Source organism: Gottfriedia sp. ABJ_BB2_2, assembly GCF_055484705.1.
Map to the genome: position 1 here is coordinate 720,799 of NZ_JBVFKR010000001.1, position 24,904 is coordinate 745,702.

Sequence of the window (24,904 nt, forward strand, 5' to 3'; positions counted from 1 at the left end):
TTGCTCTGTATGTTCTAATTGCGTTTGTAAATTTATTAAACATGCAGTATATTTTCTACAAACGAAATTTCATAATAATGTAAGCAAGAATGTAAAAAAAACAGGCGACCATTCTAGAGTCGTCTGTTCAAATCATTACACTAGATTAACTGTTTTATAACCCCTACCAACATCCTCCACACTATGAGAATCCGAACCGTATACAAGGGGGATTCGTAATTGTCTTGCATATTCGATTAAATCAATTGGAGGATACGTTTCCCTACAATATGGCTTAAATAATCCAGCAGTATTTGCATCAAGTTCATAACGCTCTTGTTTGATTAGTTGTAAGAGATCGATTTGATTATGTTTTACATTTATCGTTTCTTCCCACTCAAGAAATTGTTTAAATTTATTACATAAAGTCACATGTCCAATGCGTTTTGGTTTATATTGACCTAAATCTACTAGTATAGATTGTTTTACAATTTCGTAATAAGCTAACTGGAAATCTTCAGTGCTTCCATAGTAGTTTACTAGTCCATCTAGCGTATCCTCTGCCTGATAGTCAATACAACGCCATCCATTTTGACCTTCTAAAAAGTGCACGGATAATATACCAGTATCACAGTATGATCCATATTCATTCAAAAAATGTTTTGTCCACTCTGTGTCCATTGGTAAATAATCTAATTCAAAACCGACTTTTACTCTTATTCTATCTTTATATTTTCTTTTTAAGTCAATCATTTCTTTTATATAATCGTCTACTTCTCCCTCATTCATTGCTAAAGAATCAATTACTTCCAATGGTTGCAAACGTCTTTTTAATGACGAAGGAATTGGAGAGTGTTCGGTGATATGATATTCGTCAAAACCTAATTCTATTGCTCTTTGAATCATTAACTCAACATAATCTCCACTTCCATGTGGACAATAGTGGGTATGTGTATGACCATCAATCTTCAAGAGCGAACCTTCTCTCTTCTATTTTCTAAAGCTTCTTTAATTTCTTCAAGCTTCACACCTTTTTCAACCATTAGTACCATTACGTGATAAACTAAATCACTTATTTCATACACAAGTTCATTTGTATCATCGTTTTTTGCCCCTATGATTACTTCACTTGATTCTTCTCCTACTTTTTTCAAAATCTTATCAATACCTTGATCAAACAAGTATGTAGTATAGGAGCCTTCAACAGGATTTGATTTACGATTAACAATTGTTTGATATAGTTCATTTAATATATTTACATTGTATTTCTCATCACTAGTTCTTAATTCAAACTGTTCATGAAAGCAGCTCCAGTTTCCCGTATGACATGCTACTCCATTTTGCTCTACTTGAATTAAAATAGTGTCCTGATCACAATCATAGGAGATAGATTTTACTGCTTGGCGATTTCCAGATGTTTCACCTTTTACCCAAAGTTTTTGACGACTTCTACTATAATATGTTGCATATCCTGTATGTAATGTTTGTTGAATCGATTCTTCATTCATATATGCAAGCATTAATACGTCTTTTGTTATCACATCTTGGACAATCGCCGGAACTAATCCTTTTTCATTAAATTGAATATTCTCAATCTGAAACATCTCATACTCCTCCTATTTTCGAATGGAAATTCCTTTCTTACTTAAATACTGTTTTAGATCACTTATTTGAATCTCACCAAAATGAAATACTGAAGCTGCTAAAACACCATCTACATTTGCTTCATCAATTGCTTCATAAAAATCGTCAAGTTTCCCCGCTCCACCAGATGCTATGACGGGAATATTGACTGTACTTGTTATTTTTTTCAATAGCTCTATATCATAGCCAGATTTCATTCCATCTTCATTGATACTATTGATAACAATTTCACCTGCACCAAGTTCAACTCCTCGTTTTGCCCAGTCAACTACTTCTAAATCAGTCTCTTTTCGACCACCATTTATATAAACCTTATATACGCCAGCATCATTTTTTTTGGCGTCAATTGATAGAACGACGCATTGTGATCCAAACCGTTCAGATGCTTCCTTAATTAAGTTTGGATTCAATACTGCCGAAGAATTAATAGACACTTTGTCTGCACCATTTCTTAAAAGCATTGTAAAATCATCAATCGTTCTAACGCCACCACCAACACAAAACGGAATTCTCAATTCTTTTGCTACATCTGAAACAAATTGAAGTGAAATATTTCTCTCTTCATTCGAAGCAGTAATATCGTAAAAAACAAGTTCATCCGCTCCGTGATTGCTATAAAACTTTCCTAGTTTTGTAGGCGAGTCAACATCCTGAATGCTTGAAAATTGTTTCCCCTTTACAACTCGCCCATTTCGAACATCTAAGCAAGGTATGATTCTTCTTGCAAGCATGTTAGCGCCTCCTCTAAAGAAAACTTCTTCTCGTATAATGCCTTTCCTGAAATTGCTCCATATAGATTCAGTTTTTGAAGTGAAAGTAAATCCTGAATCGAGCTCACTCCTCCTGAGGCAATAATCTGTAAATTCGTTTCATTAGACAGCTTTTTATATGCGTCTATATTTGGTCCACTAAGCATGCCGTCTTTTGCGATATCAGTATAAACGACTGATTTCACTCCTAATTTTTCAAGTTTTTTACAGAATTCAAAACTATTTTGAGCCGTAGCTTTTTCCCAACCATTGGTTGCAACAAATGAGTCCAACGCATCAACTCCGACAATGATTCGATCCCCGTAGCGTTCTACTGCTTCTTTTACTATGTTAATATTTTCAATTGCAATCGTACCTAATATCACATTATTAATTCCAAGCTCTAACCAAAATGAAATTGAATCTAAGGAACGAATACCGCCACCTAATTGAATGTTTAAGTTCGTTTTCTCTACTATTTCTCTAACGATTGATGCATTTAACCTTTCTCCAGTTCTCGCTCCATCTAGGTCAACAATATGCAGTACCTTTGCTCCAACTTTTTCAAATGCCAATGCAATTTCTAAAGGTGAACGACTATAAATCTCTTGTTTTGAAAAATCGCCTTGTTCTAAACGTACACATTTACCATCCTTCAAATCAATTGCTGGAAATAGAATCATATAAACACAGCTCCTTAAATGCTTTTAATAGCTTTAACCCCGTCTCACTACTTTTTTCTGGATGAAATTGCATACCTACAATATTATTTTGATTTACAATTGCTGGTATCTTGACACCATATTCACTAAAAGCTACTACTTCTTCATTTGTAGAATCCACATAATATGAGTGGACAAAGTATACATACTCTTTTTCATGAACGTATTTCAATAGATTTACATTTTTATAAAAAAATAGTTGATTCCATCCCATATGAGGAACCTTCACGGAATTAGGAATTTGTTTAACTGTACCTTTTAGTAAACCTAGTCCTTCACAGCCTCCATTTTCATCACTAAATTCATATAATAATTGCATTCCAAGACAGATTCCTAAAATTGGAATGCCATTTTTAGTTTTTTCAATAATCGTGTCTACTAAGTTCAGTTTCGTTAATTCATTCATAGCTGCTTCATATGCACCTACTCCAGGTAGAATAATAGAAGTTGCATTCATAATATCCTCAACTTTATTACTAACAACAACATCAAAATCTAGTTCTTCACATGCTCTTTTTAGTGAATCTAAATTTCCGACACCATAATCAATAATAATATTCATTTTATAGAAGTCCTTTCGTTGAAGGTAATTTAGTAGAATTGACCTCAATCGCCTGTTTGACCGCTCTTCCAAACGCTTTAAATAAAGCCTCAATTTTATGGTGGTCGTTTTCTCCATATAAAACTTCCATATGGCAATTCATTCTAGCTTCTGAGCTTAGTGCTTTAAAAAATTCTTTTATATTTTGAGTATCCATCGTACCAACCCTCTCTCGCTCTATTCGGGCATTGTAAACAAGATATGGCCTACCACTGAAATCAATAACAACTCTTGCTAAAGTTTCATCCATTGGAATATAGCTTGATCCATAACGATTAATACCAATTTTCTCTCCAAGGGACTCCAATAATGCTTTCCCAATTGCAATTCCTACATCTTCAGTAGTATGGTGATCATCGACGTCTAAGTCTCCAACACAATTAAGTTCCATATCAACTCCGCTGTGAAAGCAAAATAACGTCAGCATATGATCTAAAAAACCAATTCCAGTAAAAATATTGCTATTTCCGTCTCCGTCTAAATTTAATTTCAAATAAATATTTGTCTCTTTTGTTTGCCTTGAAATATTAGCTATTCTCAATTTCATTCCTCCTCAAAACGGATACTGATTGCTTTTTTATGTCCATATAATCCTTCTTCATTTGCAATTGTCTCAATGTGATTTCTTGCAGCTTTTAGTGCTTCCTTTGTGTAATAAACAACTGATGTTTTCTTTTGGAAGTCATTAACGGACAATGGAGATGTAAATCTAGCTGTCCCACTAGTAGGTAATGTATGGTTCGTTCCCGCATAATAATCACCTACTGGTTCTGGTGTATACTCTCCAACAAAAATTGCCCCAGCATTTTTAATCTTTGTCACATATTCATCTGAATTCTTAAGCAAAATTTCTACATGCTCTGGTGCAATTTTATTTACAAGCTCGATCCCTTCTTCGATAGAATTGACCTTTATAATCGCTCCATAGTTTTGAAAGGCTTTTTGAATGATCTCTTTTCGTGGTTGCTCATCTATTAAGTCATTTGATGCTTGTTGAATTTTCTCGGCTAACTTATTCGAGGTTGTAATCACAATGCTAGATGCCATTTCATCATGTTCAGCTTGTGCCATTAAATCTGCGGCGATAAATCTTGGATTTGCATGTTCATCTGCTAAAATAACCACTTCAGTAGGACCAGCAACCATATCAATACCAACAATTCCTGACACACTTTTCTTAGCCAAAGCTACATATAAGTTTCCAGGACCGACAATTTTATCGACTTTTTGGACCGTTTCAGTACCAAAAGCTAACGCACCAATTGCATGAGCACCACCTATTTTTAATACTTTTGAGACCCCAGCTAATTTGGCAGCAACTAAAATTGAGCTTTTAACTTTCCCTTCTTTATTAGGGGGCGTTACAATGACGATTTCATTTACTCCAGCAATCTTAGCAGGAATTGCGTTCATTAAAACGGTAGAAGGGTATGCTGCCTTACCTCCTGGGATATAAATTCCTACTTTTTCAATTGGATTAACGATTTGTTGAATAGATGATATTTTATTTTCAATTTTGTAACCAGGTTGTAGTTGTTTTTTGTGGTATTGTTCAATATTTTCCTTTGCAGCAAAAAGTGCTTCCAATAATTCATCATTTACCTCGTTCATTGCTTGTGCTATTTCTTCCTCTGATACTTCAAATGTTTCTAAAGTTACTTCATCATACATGAAAGAATATTTACGAATTGCACCATCTCCGTTTTCTTTTACATCTAAAAGAATCTCTTCAACTCTTTTTTCAACCTGACCGGTTGGAAGAACCGTTCTATGTAGAATTTGATCAAGCTTTTCGTTCTTTTGTTCAATCGATAGAATTTCCAGCATACACCATCTTCCCTTTCTTCACTTCTTCTAAAAATTGCTGTATTCGATCATGTTGAAACCGATAACTAACACGATTTGAGATGACTCTAGCACTGATTGACATCATTTCCTCTAAGATGACTAAACCATTTGCTTTTAATGTACTACCTGTTTCAACTAAATCCACAATGACGTCAGATAGTCCGACGATTGGTGCAAGTTCAACAGAACCATTTAAATAGATTAATTCAATTTTTTGACGATCTTGAAAATAATTTGTTGTGATATTTGGATATTTTGTAGCAATTCTTAATGGTTCTTCTCCTTTATCAATCAAAGTGTTTGGAAAACCTGCTACAGCAAATATACATTTACCAAATTCTAAATCCATCAATTCATAAACGTCTTTTTCTTGTTCTAATAAAACATCCTTTCCAACGAAGCCTAAATCAGCAACACCACTTTCTACGTATGTAGCTACATCAACCGGCTTAACAACCAAGTATCTGATTCGATTAATGTTATCCTCAAAAATTAATTTTCTTGAATCTGAATCAATTACTTCACCAAGCCCAGCTTGATTCAGAATCTTTTTCACTTCGTCTTCCAATCTTCCTTTTGCGACCGCAATGATGAGCCATTTCATTTGTATGCCACCTCCTGACATTCTATCCAAGCATTCGTATCAATCGAGAATCCAATCGCATCCATTATTTTTTCCGAATCTTCAGAAACTACTTTGTAGCGACCGCCCCTTAAAACCTCTTTATTTAGTCGATCGTAATATCCTTTAAAAATAATTCCATCGTAATAATCAAGCTCGTTAATCATCGAAAAATCAACATGTATATTTGGACTTATTTCTTGTAATCGTAAAATCTTATCTACTGCTTCATCCATTTGCTTGTTTAAAATACAACTGGTTAGCAATGAACTTATTTCTTTCCCCTTTCCTTGTAAATTAAATAATTCGTTTAGAACACGTTTTACTTCTTTTGGTAGATTATTTTTCTGAGTCCATATTTTTAATTCATCAGCATTTTTCAAGTAAATTAGTCGTTTGACTAAGTTTTTTTGTTCTTGTAGTAAATCACATTCATTAAATAATCCTTCTAAAAACCCTGTATGACCTATTTCTAAAATAAATGGCATTTTACTTAATAGATCAATCGCCATTACAATGATTTCAATTTCGGTAGAGTCATTTATTTCACCAAAATTCTCTATACCAAATTGATTGGTTTCCCTGATGCCTTCTTCATTATTCCGATAAATAATAGATTGATAAAAAATCTTACATTTTTCTTCTTTTAAGGCAATCGGATATATTTCCTTCATCAATGCACTCGTTATATCTGGTCTTAATAAAAGAATTTGTTGTTTGCCTGAAAGTAAAACGACTAGTTCTTCACGAGGTAGTCGCGGATTTTGAATTGCAAAATGTTCAAATTCCTCGAATAACTGTGGTTCGAAAGGTATATATCCACGTGCTATAACATAATCTTCCATTTTCCGCTTATAGTCATAGCTTTTCAAAGCCTGCAATAATTTTCCATTCACTTTCTCACTACCCCTTTTTTGAAAAATAAAAAGGCCATACAGGTTAATGCCTGCATGGCCTTTTGGCACGACACAAGCACCTTTTTCGTAACACGAAGAGGGCTTGTATCTACGGTCAATTTTTGTCCATAGATTCAAACCCTGGGTGGATGATGATGTTGTAACCCATTTATCGTGCGTGCGAAAAACATAGTTATGTCTCCTTCTTGTTATCATTTTTTTTAAATATTAAAGAATTCTGTTCGAATTGTCAATCCTTTATATTTTATTTTATGAAATATTAAAAAAATTACGTTTTCCCAAAAACTGATGTAAATAAACAAAAATCAATTGAAATAAAAGGGAATCAAAGTAAATATCACGAAGTCATTAAGTGGTTAAATTTTCCAATTGGAGGAAGTGTAATGAAAATTATAACAGAAAAAAAAATAATAAAAAATGAACTTATGTATTTTATTGGAGACTTTGTAACAACTTCAAACCAAAATGAAATGAGTGAAAAAGCTTTAATCCCAAAACAATGGGAAAAATTTTATTCAAATCAATTAGCGCAACAAATTCATAGTAAAAAGAACTCTACCATTCTAGCACTCTACACAAATTATGAATCAGATGAAAATGGATCATATTCTTTTGCCATTGGAGCAGAAGTAAATCATGTTGAACAGATTCCTAATGGAATGACAAGCTTTTCAATCGAACCAAGTCAATATGTTGTATTTACCACTAGGAAGGGACCCGTTCAAGAAGTGGTCGTCGAAGCTTGGCAACATATTTGGGAATGGTCCAAAACGAATAAAAGAGCATTTTCAACAGACTTTGAGTTATATGACGATCGTTCAATTGACCCTAATAATAGTCAAGTTGATATATATATTTCAATAAAATAATTCAGTTTAGAGAAAGGTATTATCTATAAACGAAATGTAAGAAAATCAACGTGACAACTATATAAGGGAATAGATGTACAAAAAAGGATAGAATAGCAGATAACACCTGCATTTCTATCCTTTTATATTTGTCATTCAAAAAAGACCATTATGATACAATCAAACTATTTTTTGTATATTAAAACGATTAGTAAATGGAGCATCTGAATAAAATGAAGTTGGATTTTTTATCCCACCATTTTCTTGTGGCTTTGTTGGTTTCGTTGGATTTGTAGGTAATGTTGGATTATTTGGATCTGTAGTTTCTGGCGTTATTGGATCACCATTATCATCTTCATTTCCATCATCCGTTCCATTCCCATTATCATTACCATCGTTATCATCTTCAATGTCGTCATCGTCCCCACTACCATTGTCATCCCCAGTTTGGGTGCCATCATCTGGTGGTGAAGTTGGTTCTTCAAACGTTGTCAAATCTACAGTAATTGTTACAGGATTACTCTTTCCGTCTTCACTTGTTGCAATTATTTTAATTTTTACGATATCCCCTGGAACAATTCCTGAAATGTTTGCTGAAGTCCCTTGAACTTTTTGCGTTTTCCCTGGAACTTTATTTGCTTCGTAACTTACTTCAAAAGTAGTAGCAGGTAGTAAGTCTACTGGATATTGCCAATTCAATAAAATAGTTCCTGTTGCTTCATCAAATTTCGAAGTAACCTTTTGTGCTGGTTCCAATAATTCATCCTTTGGGACCTCATCCATCTTTTCACCTTTAATAAACAATTCATCTCGTATTTCAACTACTGAATCTGGCTGTTGGAACTTTGAAGATGAATTCGCTGTTTCTTGTAACATATCTTTTGCAATATATTTTGCAATTTTTACAGAACTTTGACCTAAATAATGTTCTTTTTTATTTTTTTCATAGCCTGTCCAAACAGAAACTGTTACATCTGGCGTATAGCCAACAAACCAACTATCTCGTGTAGCATTTGATGGAAAACCATATTTAGCTTTTACATCTTCAGGATAGTTTGTTGTACCCGTTTTTCCGACCATATCTAGCCCAGGAATATTTGCCAATCCACCAGTTCCACTTGGTGATTTAACTACATCTCTAAGCATATCTGTAATCATATATGCTGTGTAATCACTCATAGCCTGCTTTGGTTCTGGGGTTAACACTTTTTCTGTTTTATCTTGATAAATAATTCTTGTTACTGCATGTGGTTTGATATACACTCCACCATTTCCAAATGTAGCGTATGCACCAGCCATTTCCATTGCGGACACACCAGTAAATCCACCGATTGAATGAGACTCATAAAATGTATCTTTTTCAAAATTAAAGCCAAGTCCATTACCAAATTCACGGGATTTATCTAATCCAACCTCTTGAATTGTTTTTAAGGCAGGTATATTCCTAGATCTTGTTAAAGCCTCACGAATAGATATTTCTCCTTTGTAATTTTTGTCAGAGTTTCTAATCGGAGTTCCATCAGAATATTGATAAGGTTCATCAACAATTTGATGATTCGTTGACCATTTTAAATTTTGGATTGCTGGTCCATAATCTAAAATAGGTTTTATTGTAGACCCAGGCTGTCTTTTAATATCTGTCGCAAAGTTTAATCCACCTGATGTTGTATTTCTACCAGCTCCTACTGCCTTGATTTCCCCTGTCTTTGTATCAGTTAAAACAAATCCTGTTTGAAACTCATCACTTGGATAAAATTCTTTTCCGCGATTAATGATTTCATCAGCCTTATCTTGAGCTTTTGGATCTAGGGTCGTTTCAATAATTAGTCCATCTGTATAAACATTTGCATCACCATTTTTTTCAACTTCATCAATGACTACATCTAAAAATGAATGATACTTTACACTTTCATCTTCTTGGACTTTAATTAATTTCTCCATAGGAATTGCTTTATTTTGATTAAATTGTTCCTCTGTAATATATCCGTATTTCTTCATTTGACTAAGTACAATATTGCGTCTATTTTCAGATGCCTTAGGATGCTTTGCAGGATTAAAATTATTTGGACTTTGTACCATTCCTGCTAAAGTTGCTGCCTCAGGTAATGTAATTTTTGATAAATCCTTACTAAAATATCGTTCACTTGCTTTTGCAATTCCATATACACCTTGACCTTTTAATCCGTTTGAAAAATAAACTTTGTTTAAATACATTTCTAGAATTTGATGCTTAGAGTACTTTTGTTCTAATTGGAAAGCTAAATACCATTCTTGTACCTTACGTTTGATCGTTTTTTCCGGTGATAAAAATGAATTTTTTACGACTTGTTGCGTAATCGTACTACCACCTTGGGAGCCAAATCCGCCAGTTATGTTTGCTAAAACAGCTCCAACGACGCGGCGAGTGTCTACACCTTTATGTTTATAAAAACGTATATCTTCTGTCGCAAGAAAAGCATCTTCTACAACTTTAGGAATCTCACTATAAGATACCTTTGTTCGACGCTCTTTTCCTAACTCTGCAATCACATTTCCATCTTTATCTAAAATGGTTGATGATAATGGAACTTGAAGCTTTGTTGTATCTAATTTAGGTGCATCACTAATTAAGTAGTAAAACGTACCGACAGCACCTAATAAACCTACTAAACCACATGTCAAAATAATAAGGATTATTTTTTTCCATATTCCTTCTCGTTTTTTAGGAGTTCCTTTTGAAGGCTTTTCCATTCGTTTACGTTCTTCTCGTGAACGATACTCTTTTGCCATCTTATTTTCCTACCTTTCAAAACTTATAAAAAATATTTTCATAGTTATATATTATTTTCTATAAAATGCTTTTTTAAATTTTTTTGTCTAAAACACGAATCACCATCTTTTCTCCTTATATTCTATTAGTGAGTTCTTATATCGTAAAATACGATTTACTCTACTAATATACTAATGGATTTTTTTCCCATCATAAATAATACTACATAGATAGAAAAATACCCTTTTTTGTAATAATTTGGAATATTATAAGTCTTTATGTTATGTATGTTTTTTTTATCTCTAATTTACGTTGAAAAGGAGCTGCAATCGCAACTCCGCCCCACTTGATTGTGTATTATTTCCTTAATTTAGTCTTTTAAAAAATTTAACAATTGACACTATGATTGCCAAAAGTAAAACAATTAAACTATTAATCATTAAATAATATCCGATTACATTTATTCCGAAGAAAAATGCGAATCCATCTTTTATGATCATCACAGCGATGATTCCCTCAACAATTGCTAAGATACATGCAAGATAAAGATGATAAATGCTGCAAGGTATAGATTCTTTGATTTTCTATAAATAAAAAAGGCAAATAAATTTACAAAGAAAATGTTTGCTAACAATATTAAAATTATTATTACATTACTAGACATTTTTACCCTCCTACTAATCAATTCCATTTTTTGGTAAAAAACTCTTTTAAATAATAGATACAAAAATACAAGTGATAAAGAAAGGCTTAAAAAATAAGAGAATGCGTTGATTTCCACTCCAGGATGCTCGCTTTCCGTGGGGCGTGAGCTGAGCCTCCTCGGCACGCCTCCGGGGTCTCAGCCTTCCCGCATCTCCCACAGGAGTCGAGCACCTTCCGTTCCAATCCGTTTGTGATAATGGGTGGATTCTAAGAAAACCAATCTTAATAATCTTAGCATTCATAAACTCTTAAAATATCCGTTTTATATTACAGACTATTAATCTTGTGATTTTAAGAAGTCAAAATATAATTTCGTTGTAATTCGTTCAAATTTATATTTTAAAAATAAATTCAAAAAAAAGAAGACCAAATCATATGAATTGGTCTTCTAATTACTTGGAAAATTAATTATTTATTTTCTTAAAATGAATTTAATACATTATTGGTATAGATAAGCTTATTTCTTATTTAATAGCAGACTTGTCTGTTAAGATCGCTTTTAAGTGTAAGATTAATCCTTCATTTTCCGCTGCAGTTCCAATTGTAATGCGGATTCCGTTCGGGAATGCGCGAATAATATAGCCTTTTGATTCTAACTGAGTAAAGATTTCTTGGCTATTTGATACTGGAACGTAAATAAAGTTAGCTTGGGATGGATAGTATTCGATACCATATGCATCAAAAAATGCGGTATATTGCTCCATACCTTTTTTGTTTTGTTGAACACAATTTTGAATAAATACTTGGTCCTCTAGTGAAGCTATCGCTGCAACCTGAGCAACCATTGATGTGTTAAATGGTAGTCTAGCAATATTAATTTCTTCAATTAGCTTACTATTTGCTACGCCATATCCAATACGGAAGGATGCTAGGCCATATGCTTTCGAGAAAGTACGTAAGACAATTAAATTCTCATATTTATTTAATAATGAGATTGTCTTAGGGTAATCAGATGCAGATACATATTCAAAATATGCTTCATCTACAACAACAAATGTTGAAGATGGAACATTCTCTAAAAACGCTGTTAATTGGCGTGTATTAATGTATGTGCCTGTAGGGTTATTTGGATTACAAATCCAAACTATTTTCGTATTTTGGTCAACCTGTTCAAGCATTTCATCTAAATCATGTACCCCATTTACAAGTGGTACACTTCTAACCTCTGCTCCTTCAATTACTGCGTGATGCGAATATTGGGAGAAAGTAAGAGAAGCTTGTACAATATTATGTTCTTTTGTTAATAAGGCTCTACTAATCATTTGAATGACTTCATCTGCACCGCTTCCGAAGATTAATTGATTAGGTACTACCCCTAGAAAACTTGCAACTTTTTCACTTAATATCTCTGTTGCGCCATCAGGATAAATGGCAAATTTACTGACTACATTTCTTAATTCTTCAAATACTTTAGGAGAACAACCAAACGGATTTTCATTTGAAGCAAGTTTTACAACCTTATCGAGACCATATTCTCTCATGACTACTTCACTAGGTTTTCCTGGTTTATAAGCTTGAAGTGTCAAAATTTGTGGTTTCACATACATGCAAAAATCTCCTTTTCATATTCAAAATTTTTGTATAATGTTGCTAGTTTAACATATTCATATGTTGTTTATCTAGTTTTATTTGCCCCGAGTTTTCTAAAAATTAATTCTAAGATCTTGTTCCGCTCTTCAAATAAAAAGTAGAATCATAAGACTCTACTTTTCTATCCAACTACTCATATAAGCTGGATCCTCATAGGCATGGGCATCCTTCACAACATAAAGTGGTTTAAATGTATCAATCATAACTGCAAGTTCTAATGTTTCTTTTTTGCCAATACTTCCTTCTGTTTTTCCTGGATGAGGTCCATGTGGAATGCCAGACGGATGAAGGGTAATTGATTCTTGTTCAATTCCTTTTCTACTCATAAAATTACCTTCTACATAGTAAAGTACTTCGTCACTATTTACATTACTATGAACATATGGTGCAGGAATTGCTTCTGGATGGTAATCGTATAATCTTGGAACAAACGAACAAACAACAAAATTATGTCCTTCAAATGTTTGATGAACAGGAGGTGGCTGGTGAATTCTACCAGTGATTGGTTCAAAGTCCTCTATATTAAATGCCCAAGGATATAAATAACCATCCCAACCAACTACATCAAACGGATGATGCGTTAATACATGTTTATATAAATTTCCTCTCGCCCTTGTTAATACAGTAAATTCACCTTTTTCATCAAATGTCTCTAATGATTCAGGTCCTCTAAAATCACGCTCACAAAATGGGCTATGCTCAAGCATTTGTCCATATTCATTTCGATAACGTCTTGGCGTAGTCAGCTGAGAGTTTGATTCAACAATTAATAATTTTGTATCCGAAGTTGGTACAAGCTTGTAAATTGTCCCAATCGGAATCATTAAATAATCACCTTTTCTGTACCTAATTGTTCCAAACATCGTTTGAAGTTCACCAGTACCATAATGTACGAATAACATTTCATCACCTTCACCATTGCGATAAAAGTTTTGACTTTCTTCCGTAACATTACAAACAGCGATTAATAGATCTGAATTACCTAATACGTACACTCTTCCTTCTAATGCATCGCCAGTTTTCTCTATATTATTTGTTCTAATATGACGATGTTGTAAAGAGGATTGCTCTTCAAACTCGATATTAAGTGATTTGTAAAATGAAGTTTCACTTACTGAAGTAGGCATATGGTGATGATACAAAATAGATTGTGTACCGGAAAATCCTTTTGTCCCCATTACCTGTTCTCTAAATAGAGTTCCGTCTTCTTTTTTAAATTGAATATGCCTTTTTCTTGGTACTGAACCTAAAGTGCGATAATACAATATCTTCCCCTCACTTCCTAACGATATTTCTTAGCGTTCCTAAACCAGTGATCTTAAGTTCTACCTCATCACCATCTTCTAACCATCTATGCTTCTCTTCACCTAGCTCTAAAATGCACCCTGTACCAACTGTTCCTGACCCGATGACATCTCCAGGATATAAGGTGACATTTTTTGATGCATGTGAAATTAATTCTGAAAATGAGTAATAGATCGAAGAAAAATTACCATTAGAAATGACTTTTCCATTTATTGAGGCAGTCATCTCCAAATCATAGCTTTTATTCTTTCTATATTGTTCAATCTCATCTTTCGTTACAATCCATGGTCCAAGTGATGTTGCAAAATCCTTACCTTTAGATGGGCCTAGACCGACCTTCATTTCATGCGCTTGAAGATCTCTAGCACTCCAGTCATTCATAATTGTGTACCCTAAAATAAAATCATCTGCTTCATCAACCGAAATATTACTTCCTGATTTTCCGATAATACAAGCAATCTCTAATTCATAGTCCATTCGCTGACAATTAGACGGAATAAATACACGATCCTCCGGTCCAATTACAGCTCTATGATTCGTGAAATAGAATACTGGTACTTCATACCATTCAGGGATCATTTCTAAACCACGTCTACCTCGAGATGTTTTAACATGTTCCTCAAAGGCATAAAAATCACGAATACTAGACGGCTTTGGCAGTGGTGATCGTAATTCAACAGAAGAAAGTGGAATTCCTTCTCCTGTTAATTCAGCGATTTCATTTTTATATTCATCATAGTTTTCTAGAATAGATAGTAAATCAGATGGAATTTTACCATTGCTCAATTTATTAATATCAAGCACTTGGTCATCTACTAATATTCCTGCTTTCTCTTTTCCTTCATATAAAAATGTAATAAATTTCATAATTCACCTTTTTCTTTCAATCGCAAATGTGTCTGTAATTGCTTTCGTATATGAGTGACCAGCCAATCGTCCAACTGGATTTAACTTTTCAGTATTGATTTTGCCATTTTCATATAAATCATCATTCACATGTACATTCACAACTTTACCAATAACTAAGCTACCAGCACCTTTGTTTTCACCAAAATGTAATAGCTCAAAAAGTTCACATTCTAGTCCTACTAAACTTTCTTTTACTCTTGGAACATTCACTGTTGTACCATCTATTTTAGTCAGTCCAACCATTTCGAATTCATCTATTCCATAAGCAAAATCAGTTGCAGCTTGATTTACTTGTTCGCAAATTTCTTCACTCACAATATTAATAATAAATTCTTTTGTGCTTTCAATATTCTTAAGCGTGTCTTTTTTATCACCGTCTGTTCCACGAATCATTGGAGCAAAACATACGAGCATTGGATCAGCACAAATTGCTGTAAAGAAACTAAAAGGTGCAACATTCGCTACACCTTCAGTATTCTTTGTTGACACAAAAGCAATTGGACGTGGTAAAACTGAACCAATCAACAGCTTATAAGCATCTTGCCATGGTAAAGTATCCGGTCTAATTTCCATTGTGACAGCCCCTTATAGATTTCCTCGCATCGCTTGTTCACGTTCAATAGATTCAAATAATGCCTTAAAGTTTCCATCACCAAATCCTTTAGCACCTTTACGTTGAATAATTTCAATAAATAATGTTGGACGATCAACGACTGGACGAGTGAAAATTTGTAATAAATAGCCTTCATCATCGCGGTCTACTAAAATCTTTAATTCTCTTAGTTTTTCAATATCTTCATCAATTTTACCTACACGTTCTGTTAACATATCATAATATGAATCTGGCGTTTTTAAGAATTCAACACCTAATGCTCTTAGCTTCGTAACAGTATCAACGATATCTTCAGTTAAAAGAGCTAAATGCTGTACACCAGGTCCATTGTTATAGTCTAAATACTCCTGAATTTGTGATTTACGTTTTCCTTCAGCTGGTTCGTTAATTGGGAATTTAATGCGGCTTCCATTTGTCATAACTTTAGACATTAGTGCTGAATACTCAGTACTGATATCATCATCATCAAAATGAATCATTGATTGGAATCCCATTACATTTTCATAATAAGCAACCCATTCTTCCATTTTTTCAACATTTCCAACAACGTGATCTACAGCAATTAATCCTGTTTCATTTACAGGGATTGTAAATGCACGATCTTTATATCCTGGTAAGAATACACCTTTATAGTCTTTTTTCTCAATTAATGTATGAATTGTATCACCATAAGTACCGATTACAGCTTTTTTCACTGTACCATACTCATCACTAACTTCGGTTGGAGGTAAGATTTTAATAGCTCCTCGACTTACCGCACCTTGATATGCTTTTTCAATATCATCTACGATTAAGGCGATATCTTTAACGCCATCACCATGTTTTTTTACAAATTCAGCAATTTTAGAATCTTCTTTTAAAGTTCCTGTAATGACAAGACGAATGCTACCTTGTTTTAAAACATAAGAAACTTTGTCACGTACTTTTGTTTCTAATCCTGAATATGCAACTGGTGTAAATCCAAAAGTGTTCGCAAAAAAATAAGCTGTTTGTTTAGCATTACCCACATACAATTCTAAATGATGTACTTCTTGAACCGGAAAGATATCATAGCTATTTTTTGCTTGTGTTAATTCATTTTGTTTCATTTTGATTTCCTCCTATAAATTACGATTTTTGTGAAGAAAAAAACTATGTAAGAACTTTAAGTAAACGCTTACAAAATAAATAAACTACATAAAAAAAACATTATCATTGTATGATTATTCAAAAGAGTATCATTTATGATGTTATGGACATTCCTCCTTTTTCTAACAAACAACCTTTACTACTATATGAATATTAGGATCAATCAATGATACATTTTATATTTTTTTATAGTAGCGACTAATAGAAGTAGTTCTACATCTTTTTAGTAATTCCTTCAAAAAAATCAAATTATATGAAATTTCTGTCGTTTTATATTATTCAAAAATGTAGGTTTGTTTACACCCAATAAGATACATTACTTTATTCTACTGCTTATTTAGTTCATAATATCAGTTAGGAAATATATGTATATACTTGAAGGAAATGGAGTGAAATAAACATGTTTATTATTCATGGTAGTTCAAGAGAAAATGGTAATACGGAACAACTGACAAAAATGATTACAGAAGGTATTTCAGTCTCTGAGGTCCAATTGCGAACGAAAAATATACGACCAATCAATGATCAAAGACATGCGGAATTAGGTTTTCAACCAGTTGATGATGATTATGCAGAAATTAGTAAGGAGATGCTTGAACACGATACGATTATTTTTTCGACACCTTTATATTGGTACGGCATGAGTGGACAGATGAAAAATTTTATTGATCGCTGGTCTCAAAGCTTAAGAGATAAAGATTTAAATTTTGCAGAAAGAATGAAAGCAAAAAAAATGTATGTAGTAATAGTTGGTGGTGATAATCCAAGTCTAAAGGCATTACCCCTAATTTTACAATTTAAGCATATTTTTGAATTTGTAGGCGCATCATTTGAAGGACATATAATTGGTAAAGCTAATTCCCCTAGTGATATTAGATTGGATGCTAACGCAATTCATCAAGCAAAGGCACTAAATTTGAAATTAAAAAATGAAAATTAAATAAAAAATACCCTTACATAGTTGTAAGGGTATTTTTAAGTGGGCTCTTATAGAAATATAGTGAATACCACTACAACATTACTTTTTAATTAAATGTAGTATGTTCCCACTCTAATTCGTTCATATGATGTAAAACAAAATCCGTGCACATTTTAGGGTTAATTGTATCAACATGTGAAATAGCAATTGATGACATTGTCACAGCATATTTAACCGTATCCGCCATACTCAATTGATTCATATAGCCATATCCTATTCCAGCTACAAGTGCATCTCCTGCTCCTGTTACATTCACAACTGATACTCCTTTGGCCTTTAATATGCCTTCTTCTACACCATTGTGGTAATAGATTCCTTCTGCATCTAAACTAATAAATACATTTTTGACACCTTTTTGCCTAAAATGTTCTCCAGCCTTTCGGACATCAGAAATCGACCCAATTTCAAATCCACATAATACTTCCGCTTCATGTCTATTTGGTTTAACTGTATGAAAATATTGAATTGTATCCTTAATTTTGCAAGCCTTTGCAGCTGATACAGGATCAAGAATAAAATTTGTTTCTTGATGAAATTCTGTTAATAAAAATTGAAGAGTGCTTGGATTATCAGCATCTACTACCATATAGTCAGCATTACGAATAACATCGGCTTTTGTTAGTATAAATTCTTTTGTAAAGTTGTTCGTTATCGTTAAGTCTACAACCGCGGAAACCATTTCTCCACTTTCATCTAAAATAGCTAAATATGTGGGAGTTGCTTCTCCTTCAATAATCAAGCTTTCACTCATATCCATACTAATTTTTTTAGCATGTTCTAACATATTCATTCCATTCATATCGTTCCCTACGACTGAAATAAATTTTGTATTTAGTCCAATTTTCGCCATATTTTCTGCAATATTTCTGCAAACCCCACCAAATGAAACTTTCACGCTACCTGGGTTAGAATCATATGGACGATAATTTTTCTTTGTAAATCCGATAATATCACATATTGAAACCCCAAAAACTAAAATATAAGGGTTATTACTATTGGTCATGCCTTCAGTCCTCTCACACAAATAAAAAATTAATAAAATTTAATAATATACATTATTTAAATATACCATAAAACCCATACGTTTATTAATAGAAAATCTTGCATTTTTTTATAATTAATTCATTTAGCCCTTGACGTATACTATACATACAGATAAAATAAAATCTTGTTTGTTAATATACGTGGTTCGTAACCCTCCCACGAAAAAAAACTAAGGAGAAATATGATGAAAATAAAAACGATTGCGATAAACGGCGTTTTTGCTGCTTTATATATTGCAGTTACCTTTTTTGTGCAACCATTCGGATTTTCGAATATACAATTCCGCCTTTCAGAAATATTTAACCACCTAATAGTATTTAATAAAAAATATTTCTTAGGAATTGTATTAGGAGTTATTCTTGCAAATTTTTTCTTTTCACCAATGGTAGCTTATGATTTAATATTCGGAGTCGGACAAACCGTTATTTCATTGTTCATTACAATCATTACTTCAAAATTTATCAAAGGTATTATTCCAAGAATGATCGTGAATACAATTGTCTTTACGGTTTCTATGTTCTTAATTGCGATAGAATTAAAATTAGCATTTGGATTACCATTCCCAATCACATATTTAACGACTGCAGTTGGAGAATTTGTTGTCATGGTCGTAGGTATTCCAGTTATGTATTACTTAAATAAACGTGTTAATTTTGAGAAACTAATCTAACATGTAAAAAGAGTTGCCCTTTAATAGGCAACTCTTTTTTTATGTAGTTCTCTTATTTGTCTTCTCTTAATAAATAATCATTTCCATCTTGATCATAAAATGAGAACATTGTTCCAAATGGCATTCTTAACATGTCATCAACCTTTACACCATTTTCTTGCATTTGTTTGTAGGCAGATTCTATGTCACTCGTACTGAATAATACAGATGGATGTGAAACCTTTTCTGGTTTAAATTGTTGCATTGATGATTTTGAATATAAAACTAATGTCGTAAATTCATCTTCACTTGGTCCAACTTCAATCCACTTAGCATCTGGTCCCATTGGCATCTCATGCTTTAATACGAAGCCAACTTTATTAATCCAAAAATCCTTCGCAGCTTCTTGATCCTGTACGTATATAGTAACTTTACCAATTTTATTAATCATTGTAATCTTTCTCCTCTATTTGATAATAGTCTGACTAAAATTTAGTATAACAAACAGATTTTGACAAAACAATGTCGCAAATAAAAATGCAAAAACTCAATTACGAAAAGCACTTAACTAGTAATGAACTCAGTTTCTTCATATAAAAACGACTCAATTACTTGAGTCGTCACATTATATAGGATAAAAAAATAGAAGACTTAATTTCTTAAGTTACATTACACGTTTAAACATTTTCTCAAGCTCATATGAACTAAAATGTACCACAATTGGTCGACCATGCGGACATGTAAAAGGGTTTGTTGATTTCCTAAGTGATTCTAGCAACCTGAAAATTTCATCATTGGTAATAAATTGATTCGCTTTAATTGAAGCTTTACAACTCATCATGATGGCTTTTTCTTCACGTAGTTTTTTGATATTAATTGTCCCTCGTTTTAATAACTCTTGGATCATCTCATCAATTAAAGTTTCTTCTTGTCCTTCTGGAAACCAATTTGGATGTTCTCTTATCACATAGCTATTACTTCCAAATTTCTCAATAAACAATCCCACTTCTCTTAGTTCATCAGTGTATTGATCTAACAGAATAGCTTGCTCAGGTGAAACATCAAACGTTATTGGAATCAATAAGGTTTGTAATTCCGCTGCAATTTCACCAATCTTTTCTTTAAAGTATTCATAGTAAATTCGTTCCTGAGCAGCATGTTGGTCAACTAAATATAAGCCATTTTCATTTTGAGCAACAATATAAGTACCATGCATTTGTCCAATTGGATAAAGTGGAGGTAACTGATCGACAGATTGTTCTTCTTCAAGATCATTGTCAATGAAGACAGTTGTTTCAACAGTTTTACTTTTTATCTCTTCTCTATTAAGCGCGTCATTTTCGTTTTCATTTGAATAAAATGATTGAAAATATTGGCTTTCATAATCAGCTTGAATTTCTGATTCAATGAAATCATTTATTTCCTGACTACTTGACGTTTCTTCAAATATCTTTTCTGATTGCAGGTTTGAACGATTCATAGAATCATTTTGTAATGAAAACGGCAAGCTCTTTTCTACATCATCTTTCGTTGTATGTTCAAAACTAAATGTAGATTGTTCACTTAACACCTTTTCTTTTGGAGCTGATCTTGTTATTTCTGGAATTAACGATCTACTTCTAAATACTTTTTGGATACTTTCTCTGATTAATGTATATAACTGCTCTTCTTTACTAAAACGTACTTCTTGCTTTGTAGGATGAACATTTACATCTACCAATTGGGGATCCATTTTAATAAATAGTGCAACAATAGGAAATCTACCGATTGGAAGTAAAGTATGGTAGCCTTCCGAAATCGATTTATTAACTCCATAATGTTTAACATATCGGCCATTTACATAGATTGATAAATAGTTTCTTGATGCTCGAGTATATTCGGGCATTGATAAATAGCCATCTACTTGAAAGTCTAATGATTCAGCTTCAAAATGGACCATGTTTTTAGCAATTTGAAGTCCGTATAATGATGCTAAGATTTGTCTTGCGTCTCCATTTCCATTACTTCTAAACATGTATTTATCATTATGTTTTAAATCAATTGCAATTGTTGGATTGGCAAGAGCAAGTCTATATACTACATCAGTCACATTACTTAATTCAGTTTGAACCGTTCTCATATATTTCAACCGAGCAGGTGTATTAAAAAATAAATTAGAAACATCTATACTTGTTCCAGTTGATTTTGCGATTTCATTTTGCGATTGTAAAATGCCACCTTTAAGAATCGTTTCAATACCTGGGCCATCAGAAGTTGATGTTTTTACGGTCACATAACTAACAGACGCAATACTAGGTAATGCTTCACCACGAAATCCTAATGTTCGAATTCGAAATAAGTCATTTTCATTTTTGATTTTACTTGTTGCATGACGTTCAAAAGCGAGTATACTATCTTCTTTAGACATCCCTTCTCCATTATCACTTATAAAAATTCTAGAGAGTCCACCGTCATTTATTTCAATCGATATTCGTGTACTTTTTGCATCAATTGAATTTTCAAGCAATTCCTTCACAACAGATGCTGGTCGTTCTACTACTTCACCTGCTGCAATTTGATTGGCAAGGATTTCATCCAATTTTTTAATTTTAGACATTTGTTTCCTCCTTTCCAAAATAAAAAGAAAGGCCACGTTCGGCCTTGTTGATTATTTCTTTACTTCTTTTTGTAATTCGTATAATAAATTAAATGCTTCCATTGGATTCAATTCTAATAAATTTACCTTTTTTAATTGATCTATGACTGGATGTTCTTTTTTCATTTCCTTCATCTTCGGTTTCTCAACATCAAAAAAGCTTAACTGCGCCTCGGAATCATCATTCGATCCGTCAAGTGTTTGTTCATTTCCATTTAATTCTCTCACAATACCACTAGAAAGAAAGTCTTGTTTTTTACGTTCTTCTTTTGTAATTTGTCTCTCGTTCGATTCTAAGTCACTTAATAGCTCCTTAGCTCTAGAGATGACATCTTTAGGAAGATTCGCAAGTTCTGCAACATGTATTCCATAGCTTTGATCTGCAGCACCTTCAAATATTTTATGAAGGAATAAAACTTTTCCATCTTGTTCTTTGGCAGCAACATGAATGTTTTTTAAATGTGTTAATTGTTCTGCTAATACAGTTAGTTCATGGTAATGTGTCGAGAATAAAGTTTTTGCACCAATATGATCATGAATATATTCAATCATCGATTGTGCTAATGCCATACCATCATAAGTTGAAGTACCTCTTCCAATCTCATCAAATAGAATTAAACTATTTTCAGTCGCGTTTGTAATGGCAAAGTTGGCTTCTAACATTTCAACCATAAATGTACTTTGTCCCGAAATTAAATCATCCGCTGCACCGATACGTGTAAATATTTGATCAAAGATCGGTATTTTCGCAGACTCAACTGGTACAAAACATCCGATTTGAGCCATGATACTAATGACAGCAACTTGTTTCATATACGTACTTTTACCAGCCATGTTTGGCCCAGTGATTAATAATTGATGGGTTGTTTCATCTAAATTTGTATCATTTGGAATATATTCAGTTTCAGTTAATACTCGTTCTACAACAGGATGTCGTCCATTTGTAACCTTATATTCACGTTTAGTCGTAAATATCGGTTTTACGTATCCGTATTTTTCACTTATTACTGAAAAGCTTTGTAAAACGTCTATTTGGCTAATAACTTGTCCTAATTTTTGAAGTCTTGTTAAATATTGCTTTACTTGCTCACGAATCGAAATAAATAATTCGTATTCTAAACCAATCATTTTCTCTTCAGCTTCAAGAATTAATGTTTCTTTTTCTTTTAATTCTTCAGTTATAAAACGTTCAGCATTTGCTAATGTTTGCTTGCGTTCATATCGCCCTTCTGGGAGCTGTGACAGATTAGACCTTGTTACTTCAATAAAGTAACCAAAAATGCGATTATAGCCTATTTTAAGTGACTTAATTCCGGTAATGTCTCGTTCACGTTGTTCTAGCTCCATTAGCCAATTTTTCCCATTTTTACTAACAAAACGATATTCATCAAGCGTTTTATGAAAACCATCTTTAATAATGTTACCTTCTTTAATCGATAAAGGTGCATCTTCTACAATTGATGATTCTAAAAGCTCCTCAAGTTCATCACAAGAGTCAATTTGGTCTAATAACAATTGAATCTCATCATGATCAATCATTTTTAATGTTTCTTTGATCGCAGGAATATTTTGAAGTGAACGCTTCAGTTGTAATAAGTCCCTGGCATTTACATTACCAAACGAAACCTTTCCTGCTAATCTTTCTAAATCATATACACCTTTTAGTAGTTCTTTAATATCTTCACGTATAAAATAATTTTCATTAAATAGTTCAACAAGTGATAAGCGTTTTTCTATTTGTTTAACGTCTACTAACGGTCTTTGAATCCACTTTTTAAGTAAACGTCCACCCATTGCGGTTTTTGTTTCATCTAATAACCAATTCAATGATCCTTGTTTATTTTTTGAACGTTGTGTTTCGACTAATTCCAGATTTCTCATTGAATACATATCCATATTTAAAAAGTCATGCTGGTGTATGACAATGATTGGCTGCAAATGTGAAAGAGTACGTTTTTGCGTTTTTGATAAATAGTTTAATAATCTTGCCGCAGATTTTTGCAGTTCAACACGTTCAATTGTTTTAACTACATTTGTAAACTCTTCAGTTAATGAATCATTTGTTTCAATTGACACTGTAATTGAAAAACTTTTTTCAAGCGTTTGAATGGCCTTCGTAGAAAAATGATCGGCAACTACGACTTCTTTTGTCCCAGTAGCAGCGATTTTTAAAACTGCCTCATCTAATGAACCCTTTAACAACATTGCATTTCCTTCACCAGTTGTAAGGTCAATCCAAACTAACCCGTATGATGTAGGTGTAAATTCCATCAATGAGGAAATATAATGATTTTGTTTCTCTTCAATTGTTCTTCCTTCCATTTGAGTACCAGGTGTAATCAGTTGAACAACCTCACGTCGAACAACACCTTTTGCAACAGATGGATCTTCTACTTGCTCACATATTGCTACTTTATATCCTTTTTCTACTAATTGTTCTATATAACCAGCAGCAGAGTGATATGGTACCCCACACATCGGTATTTTCTCTTCTGAACCACCAGCACGTCCAGTTAACGTAATTTCTAAAACTCTTGATGCTTTTATTGCATCTTCAAAAAACATTTCATAAAAATCACCAAGTCTAAAAAATAAAAATGCATCTTGGTAGTGTTTCTTTATATTTAAATATTGCTCTATCATAGGCGTATAAGTTGCCATACTATCC

The 24,904-nt window shown here is 33.0% G+C and carries 22 protein-coding genes and 1 riboswitch; of the genes, 3 read left to right on the forward strand and 19 right to left on the reverse strand.

Annotation, left to right across the window (positions count from 1 at the left end):
• Positions 1–135: 135 nt before the first annotated feature.
• Genes hisJ through ACX6U0_RS03750 form a run of 9 tightly spaced genes read right to left on the reverse strand, consistent with a single transcriptional unit; the run spans position 136 to position 7,061 of the window.
• A complete protein-coding gene (gene hisJ / locus ACX6U0_RS03710; protein ID WP_464958649.1) occupies positions 136–951 on the reverse strand; it encodes a histidinol-phosphatase HisJ in 816 nt (271 codons plus the stop codon).
• On the reverse strand, positions 948–1,583 hold the full coding sequence (gene hisIE / locus ACX6U0_RS03715) for a bifunctional phosphoribosyl-AMP cyclohydrolase/phosphoribosyl-ATP diphosphatase HisIE (protein WP_464958650.1): 636 nt from the start codon (positions 1,581–1,583) through the stop codon (positions 948–950). The genes hisJ and hisIE overlap by 4 nt, the downstream gene beginning before the upstream one ends.
• 12 nt (positions 1,584–1,595) lie before the next feature.
• Positions 1,596–2,354 carry an imidazole glycerol phosphate synthase subunit HisF gene (gene hisF, locus ACX6U0_RS03720; protein ID WP_464958651.1) on the reverse strand — a complete coding sequence of 253 codons (759 nt, stop codon included), beginning with the start codon at positions 2,352–2,354 and terminating at the stop codon, positions 1,596–1,598.
• A complete protein-coding gene (gene hisA, locus ACX6U0_RS03725; protein ID WP_464958652.1) occupies positions 2,324–3,055 on the reverse strand; it encodes a 1-(5-phosphoribosyl)-5-[(5-phosphoribosylamino)methylideneamino]imidazole-4-carboxamide isomerase in 732 nt (243 codons plus the stop codon). Before hisA ends, hisF begins: the two co-directional genes overlap by 31 nt.
• Entirely contained in the window at positions 3,033–3,656 is a 624-nt protein-coding gene (gene hisH / locus ACX6U0_RS03730; RefSeq protein ID WP_464958653.1) for an imidazole glycerol phosphate synthase subunit HisH, read from the reverse strand. Before hisH ends, hisA begins: the two co-directional genes overlap by 23 nt.
• A 1-nt stretch (position 3,657) precedes the next feature.
• Positions 3,658–4,236, reverse strand: a complete 579-nt coding sequence (hisB, locus tag ACX6U0_RS03735) for an imidazoleglycerol-phosphate dehydratase HisB (RefSeq protein ID WP_464958654.1) — start codon at positions 4,234–4,236, stop codon at positions 3,658–3,660.
• A gap of 2 nt (positions 4,237–4,238) precedes the next feature.
• A complete protein-coding gene (gene hisD, locus ACX6U0_RS03740) occupies positions 4,239–5,522 on the reverse strand; it encodes a histidinol dehydrogenase (RefSeq protein ID WP_464958655.1) in 1,284 nt (427 codons plus the stop codon).
• A complete protein-coding gene (hisG, locus tag ACX6U0_RS03745; RefSeq protein WP_464958656.1) occupies positions 5,500–6,147 on the reverse strand; it encodes an ATP phosphoribosyltransferase in 648 nt (215 codons plus the stop codon). Before hisG ends, hisD begins: the two co-directional genes overlap by 23 nt.
• Positions 6,144–7,061, reverse strand: a complete 918-nt coding sequence (locus tag ACX6U0_RS03750; RefSeq protein WP_464958657.1) for an ATP phosphoribosyltransferase regulatory subunit — start codon at positions 7,059–7,061, stop codon at positions 6,144–6,146. Before ACX6U0_RS03750 ends, hisG begins: the two co-directional genes overlap by 4 nt.
• Before the next feature lie 410 nt (positions 7,062–7,471).
• On the opposite strand from ACX6U0_RS03750, the gene ACX6U0_RS03755 reads away from it, so the two are divergent.
• Positions 7,472–7,951, forward strand: a complete 480-nt coding sequence (locus tag ACX6U0_RS03755) for a GyrI-like domain-containing protein (protein ID WP_464958873.1) — start codon at positions 7,472–7,474, stop codon at positions 7,949–7,951.
• Positions 7,952–8,110: 159 nt separating this feature from the next.
• Here the strand turns inward: ACX6U0_RS03755 and ACX6U0_RS03760 are convergent, their stop codons facing one another.
• From ACX6U0_RS03760 to hppD, 6 genes are all read right to left on the reverse strand, one after another.
• Positions 8,111–10,699, reverse strand: coding sequence for a transglycosylase domain-containing protein (locus ACX6U0_RS03760; RefSeq protein WP_464958658.1), 2,589 nt, complete (start codon positions 10,697–10,699; stop codon positions 8,111–8,113).
• Between the two features lie 1,149 nt (positions 10,700–11,848).
• The gene (gene hisC / locus ACX6U0_RS03765) at positions 11,849–12,931 is read right to left on the reverse strand and encodes a histidinol-phosphate transaminase (RefSeq protein ID WP_464958659.1); all 1,083 of its coding nucleotides are present in this window, start codon (positions 12,929–12,931) and stop codon (positions 11,849–11,851) included.
• Between the two features lie 156 nt (positions 12,932–13,087).
• Positions 13,088–14,239, reverse strand: coding sequence for a homogentisate 1,2-dioxygenase (locus ACX6U0_RS03770; RefSeq protein ID WP_464958660.1), 1,152 nt, complete (start codon positions 14,237–14,239; stop codon positions 13,088–13,090).
• 10 nt (positions 14,240–14,249) lie between these two features.
• Positions 14,250–15,146 (reverse strand): fumarylacetoacetate hydrolase family protein, encoded by an 897-nt coding sequence (locus ACX6U0_RS03775; protein ID WP_464958661.1) that lies wholly within the window; start codon positions 15,144–15,146, stop codon positions 14,250–14,252.
• Between the two features lie 3 nt (positions 15,147–15,149).
• Entirely contained in the window at positions 15,150–15,761 is a 612-nt protein-coding gene (locus tag ACX6U0_RS03780; protein WP_464958662.1) for a flavin reductase family protein, read from the reverse strand.
• Between the two features lie 12 nt (positions 15,762–15,773).
• Entirely contained in the window at positions 15,774–16,889 is a 1,116-nt protein-coding gene (gene hppD, locus ACX6U0_RS03785) for a 4-hydroxyphenylpyruvate dioxygenase (RefSeq protein WP_464958663.1), read from the reverse strand.
• 440 nt (positions 16,890–17,329) lie between these two features.
• Here hppD and ACX6U0_RS03790 point away from each other — a divergent pair, with 440 nt between their 5' ends.
• Positions 17,330–17,869: a flavodoxin family protein gene (locus tag ACX6U0_RS03790; RefSeq protein ID WP_464958664.1), complete on the forward strand. Its 540-nt coding sequence runs from the start codon at positions 17,330–17,332 to the stop codon at positions 17,867–17,869.
• 85 nt (positions 17,870–17,954) lie between these two features.
• Here the strand turns inward: ACX6U0_RS03790 and ACX6U0_RS03795 are convergent, their stop codons facing one another.
• The gene (locus tag ACX6U0_RS03795; RefSeq protein ID WP_464958665.1) at positions 17,955–18,911 is read right to left on the reverse strand and encodes a carbohydrate kinase family protein; all 957 of its coding nucleotides are present in this window, start codon (positions 18,909–18,911) and stop codon (positions 17,955–17,957) included.
• A gap of 175 nt (positions 18,912–19,086) precedes the next feature.
• A riboswitch (PreQ1 riboswitch) is annotated at positions 19,087–19,131 on the forward strand.
• Between the two features lie 5 nt (positions 19,132–19,136).
• Between ACX6U0_RS03795 and ACX6U0_RS03800 the strand changes: the two genes are divergently transcribed.
• On the forward strand, positions 19,137–19,622 hold the full coding sequence (locus ACX6U0_RS03800; RefSeq protein ID WP_464958666.1) for a QueT transporter family protein: 486 nt from the start codon (positions 19,137–19,139) through the stop codon (positions 19,620–19,622).
• A gap of 52 nt (positions 19,623–19,674) precedes the next feature.
• Here ACX6U0_RS03800 and ACX6U0_RS03805 read toward each other — a convergent pair whose 3' ends face one another.
• The 3 genes from ACX6U0_RS03805 to mutS form a co-directional block, all read right to left on the reverse strand.
• Positions 19,675–20,052, reverse strand: a complete 378-nt coding sequence (locus tag ACX6U0_RS03805; RefSeq protein WP_464958667.1) for a VOC family protein — start codon at positions 20,050–20,052, stop codon at positions 19,675–19,677.
• Between the two features lie 213 nt (positions 20,053–20,265).
• Entirely contained in the window at positions 20,266–22,197 is a 1,932-nt protein-coding gene (mutL, locus tag ACX6U0_RS03810) for a DNA mismatch repair endonuclease MutL (protein WP_464958668.1), read from the reverse strand.
• A gap of 51 nt (positions 22,198–22,248) precedes the next feature.
• Complete coding sequence (gene mutS, locus ACX6U0_RS03815; protein ID WP_464958669.1) at positions 22,249–24,897, reverse strand: DNA mismatch repair protein MutS; 2,649 nt, start codon at positions 24,895–24,897, stop codon at positions 22,249–22,251.
• Between the last annotated feature and the right edge of the window lie 7 nt (positions 24,898–24,904).

What these genes read in the sequence shown, in the direction of transcription:
- mutS (WP_464958669.1), bottom strand. Translation starts at nt 24,897, where the DNA reads ATGGCAACTTATACGCCTATGATAGAGCAATATTTAAATATAAAGAAA.
- hisC (WP_464958659.1), bottom strand. Translation starts at nt 12,931, where the DNA reads ATGTATGTGAAACCACAAATTTTGACACTTCAAGCTTATAAACCAGGA.
- hisH (WP_464958653.1), bottom strand. Translation starts at nt 3,656, where the DNA reads ATGAATATTATTATTGATTATGGTGTCGGAAATTTAGATTCACTAAAA.
- ACX6U0_RS03775 (WP_464958661.1), bottom strand. Translation starts at nt 15,146, where the DNA reads ATGAAATTTATTACATTTTTATATGAAGGAAAAGAGAAAGCAGGAATA.
- ACX6U0_RS03780 (WP_464958662.1), bottom strand. Translation starts at nt 15,761, where the DNA reads ATGGAAATTAGACCGGATACTTTACCATGGCAAGATGCTTATAAGCTG.
- ACX6U0_RS03760 (WP_464958658.1), bottom strand. Translation starts at nt 10,699, where the DNA reads ATGGCAAAAGAGTATCGTTCACGAGAAGAACGTAAACGAATGGAAAAG.
- ACX6U0_RS03805 (WP_464958667.1), bottom strand. Translation starts at nt 20,052, where the DNA reads ATGATTAATAAAATTGGTAAAGTTACTATATACGTACAGGATCAAGAA.
- hisG (WP_464958656.1), bottom strand. Translation starts at nt 6,147, where the DNA reads ATGAAATGGCTCATCATTGCGGTCGCAAAAGGAAGATTGGAAGACGAA.
- hppD (WP_464958663.1), bottom strand. Translation starts at nt 16,889, where the DNA reads ATGAAACAAAATGAATTAACACAAGCAAAAAATAGCTATGATATCTTT.
- hisA (WP_464958652.1), bottom strand. Translation starts at nt 3,055, where the DNA reads ATGATTCTATTTCCAGCAATTGATTTGAAGGATGGTAAATGTGTACGT.
- ACX6U0_RS03795 (WP_464958665.1), bottom strand. Translation starts at nt 18,911, where the DNA reads ATGACCAATAGTAATAACCCTTATATTTTAGTTTTTGGGGTTTCAATA.
- ACX6U0_RS03800 (WP_464958666.1), top strand. Translation starts at nt 19,137, where the DNA reads ATGAAAATAAAAACGATTGCGATAAACGGCGTTTTTGCTGCTTTATAT.
- mutL (WP_464958668.1), bottom strand. Translation starts at nt 22,197, where the DNA reads ATGTCTAAAATTAAAAAATTGGATGAAATCCTTGCCAATCAAATTGCA.
- hisIE (WP_464958650.1), bottom strand. Translation starts at nt 1,583, where the DNA reads ATGTTTCAGATTGAGAATATTCAATTTAATGAAAAAGGATTAGTTCCG.
- ACX6U0_RS03790 (WP_464958664.1), top strand. Translation starts at nt 17,330, where the DNA reads ATGTTTATTATTCATGGTAGTTCAAGAGAAAATGGTAATACGGAACAA.
- hisD (WP_464958655.1), bottom strand. Translation starts at nt 5,522, where the DNA reads ATGCTGGAAATTCTATCGATTGAACAAAAGAACGAAAAGCTTGATCAA.
- hisF (WP_464958651.1), bottom strand. Translation starts at nt 2,354, where the DNA reads ATGCTTGCAAGAAGAATCATACCTTGCTTAGATGTTCGAAATGGGCGA.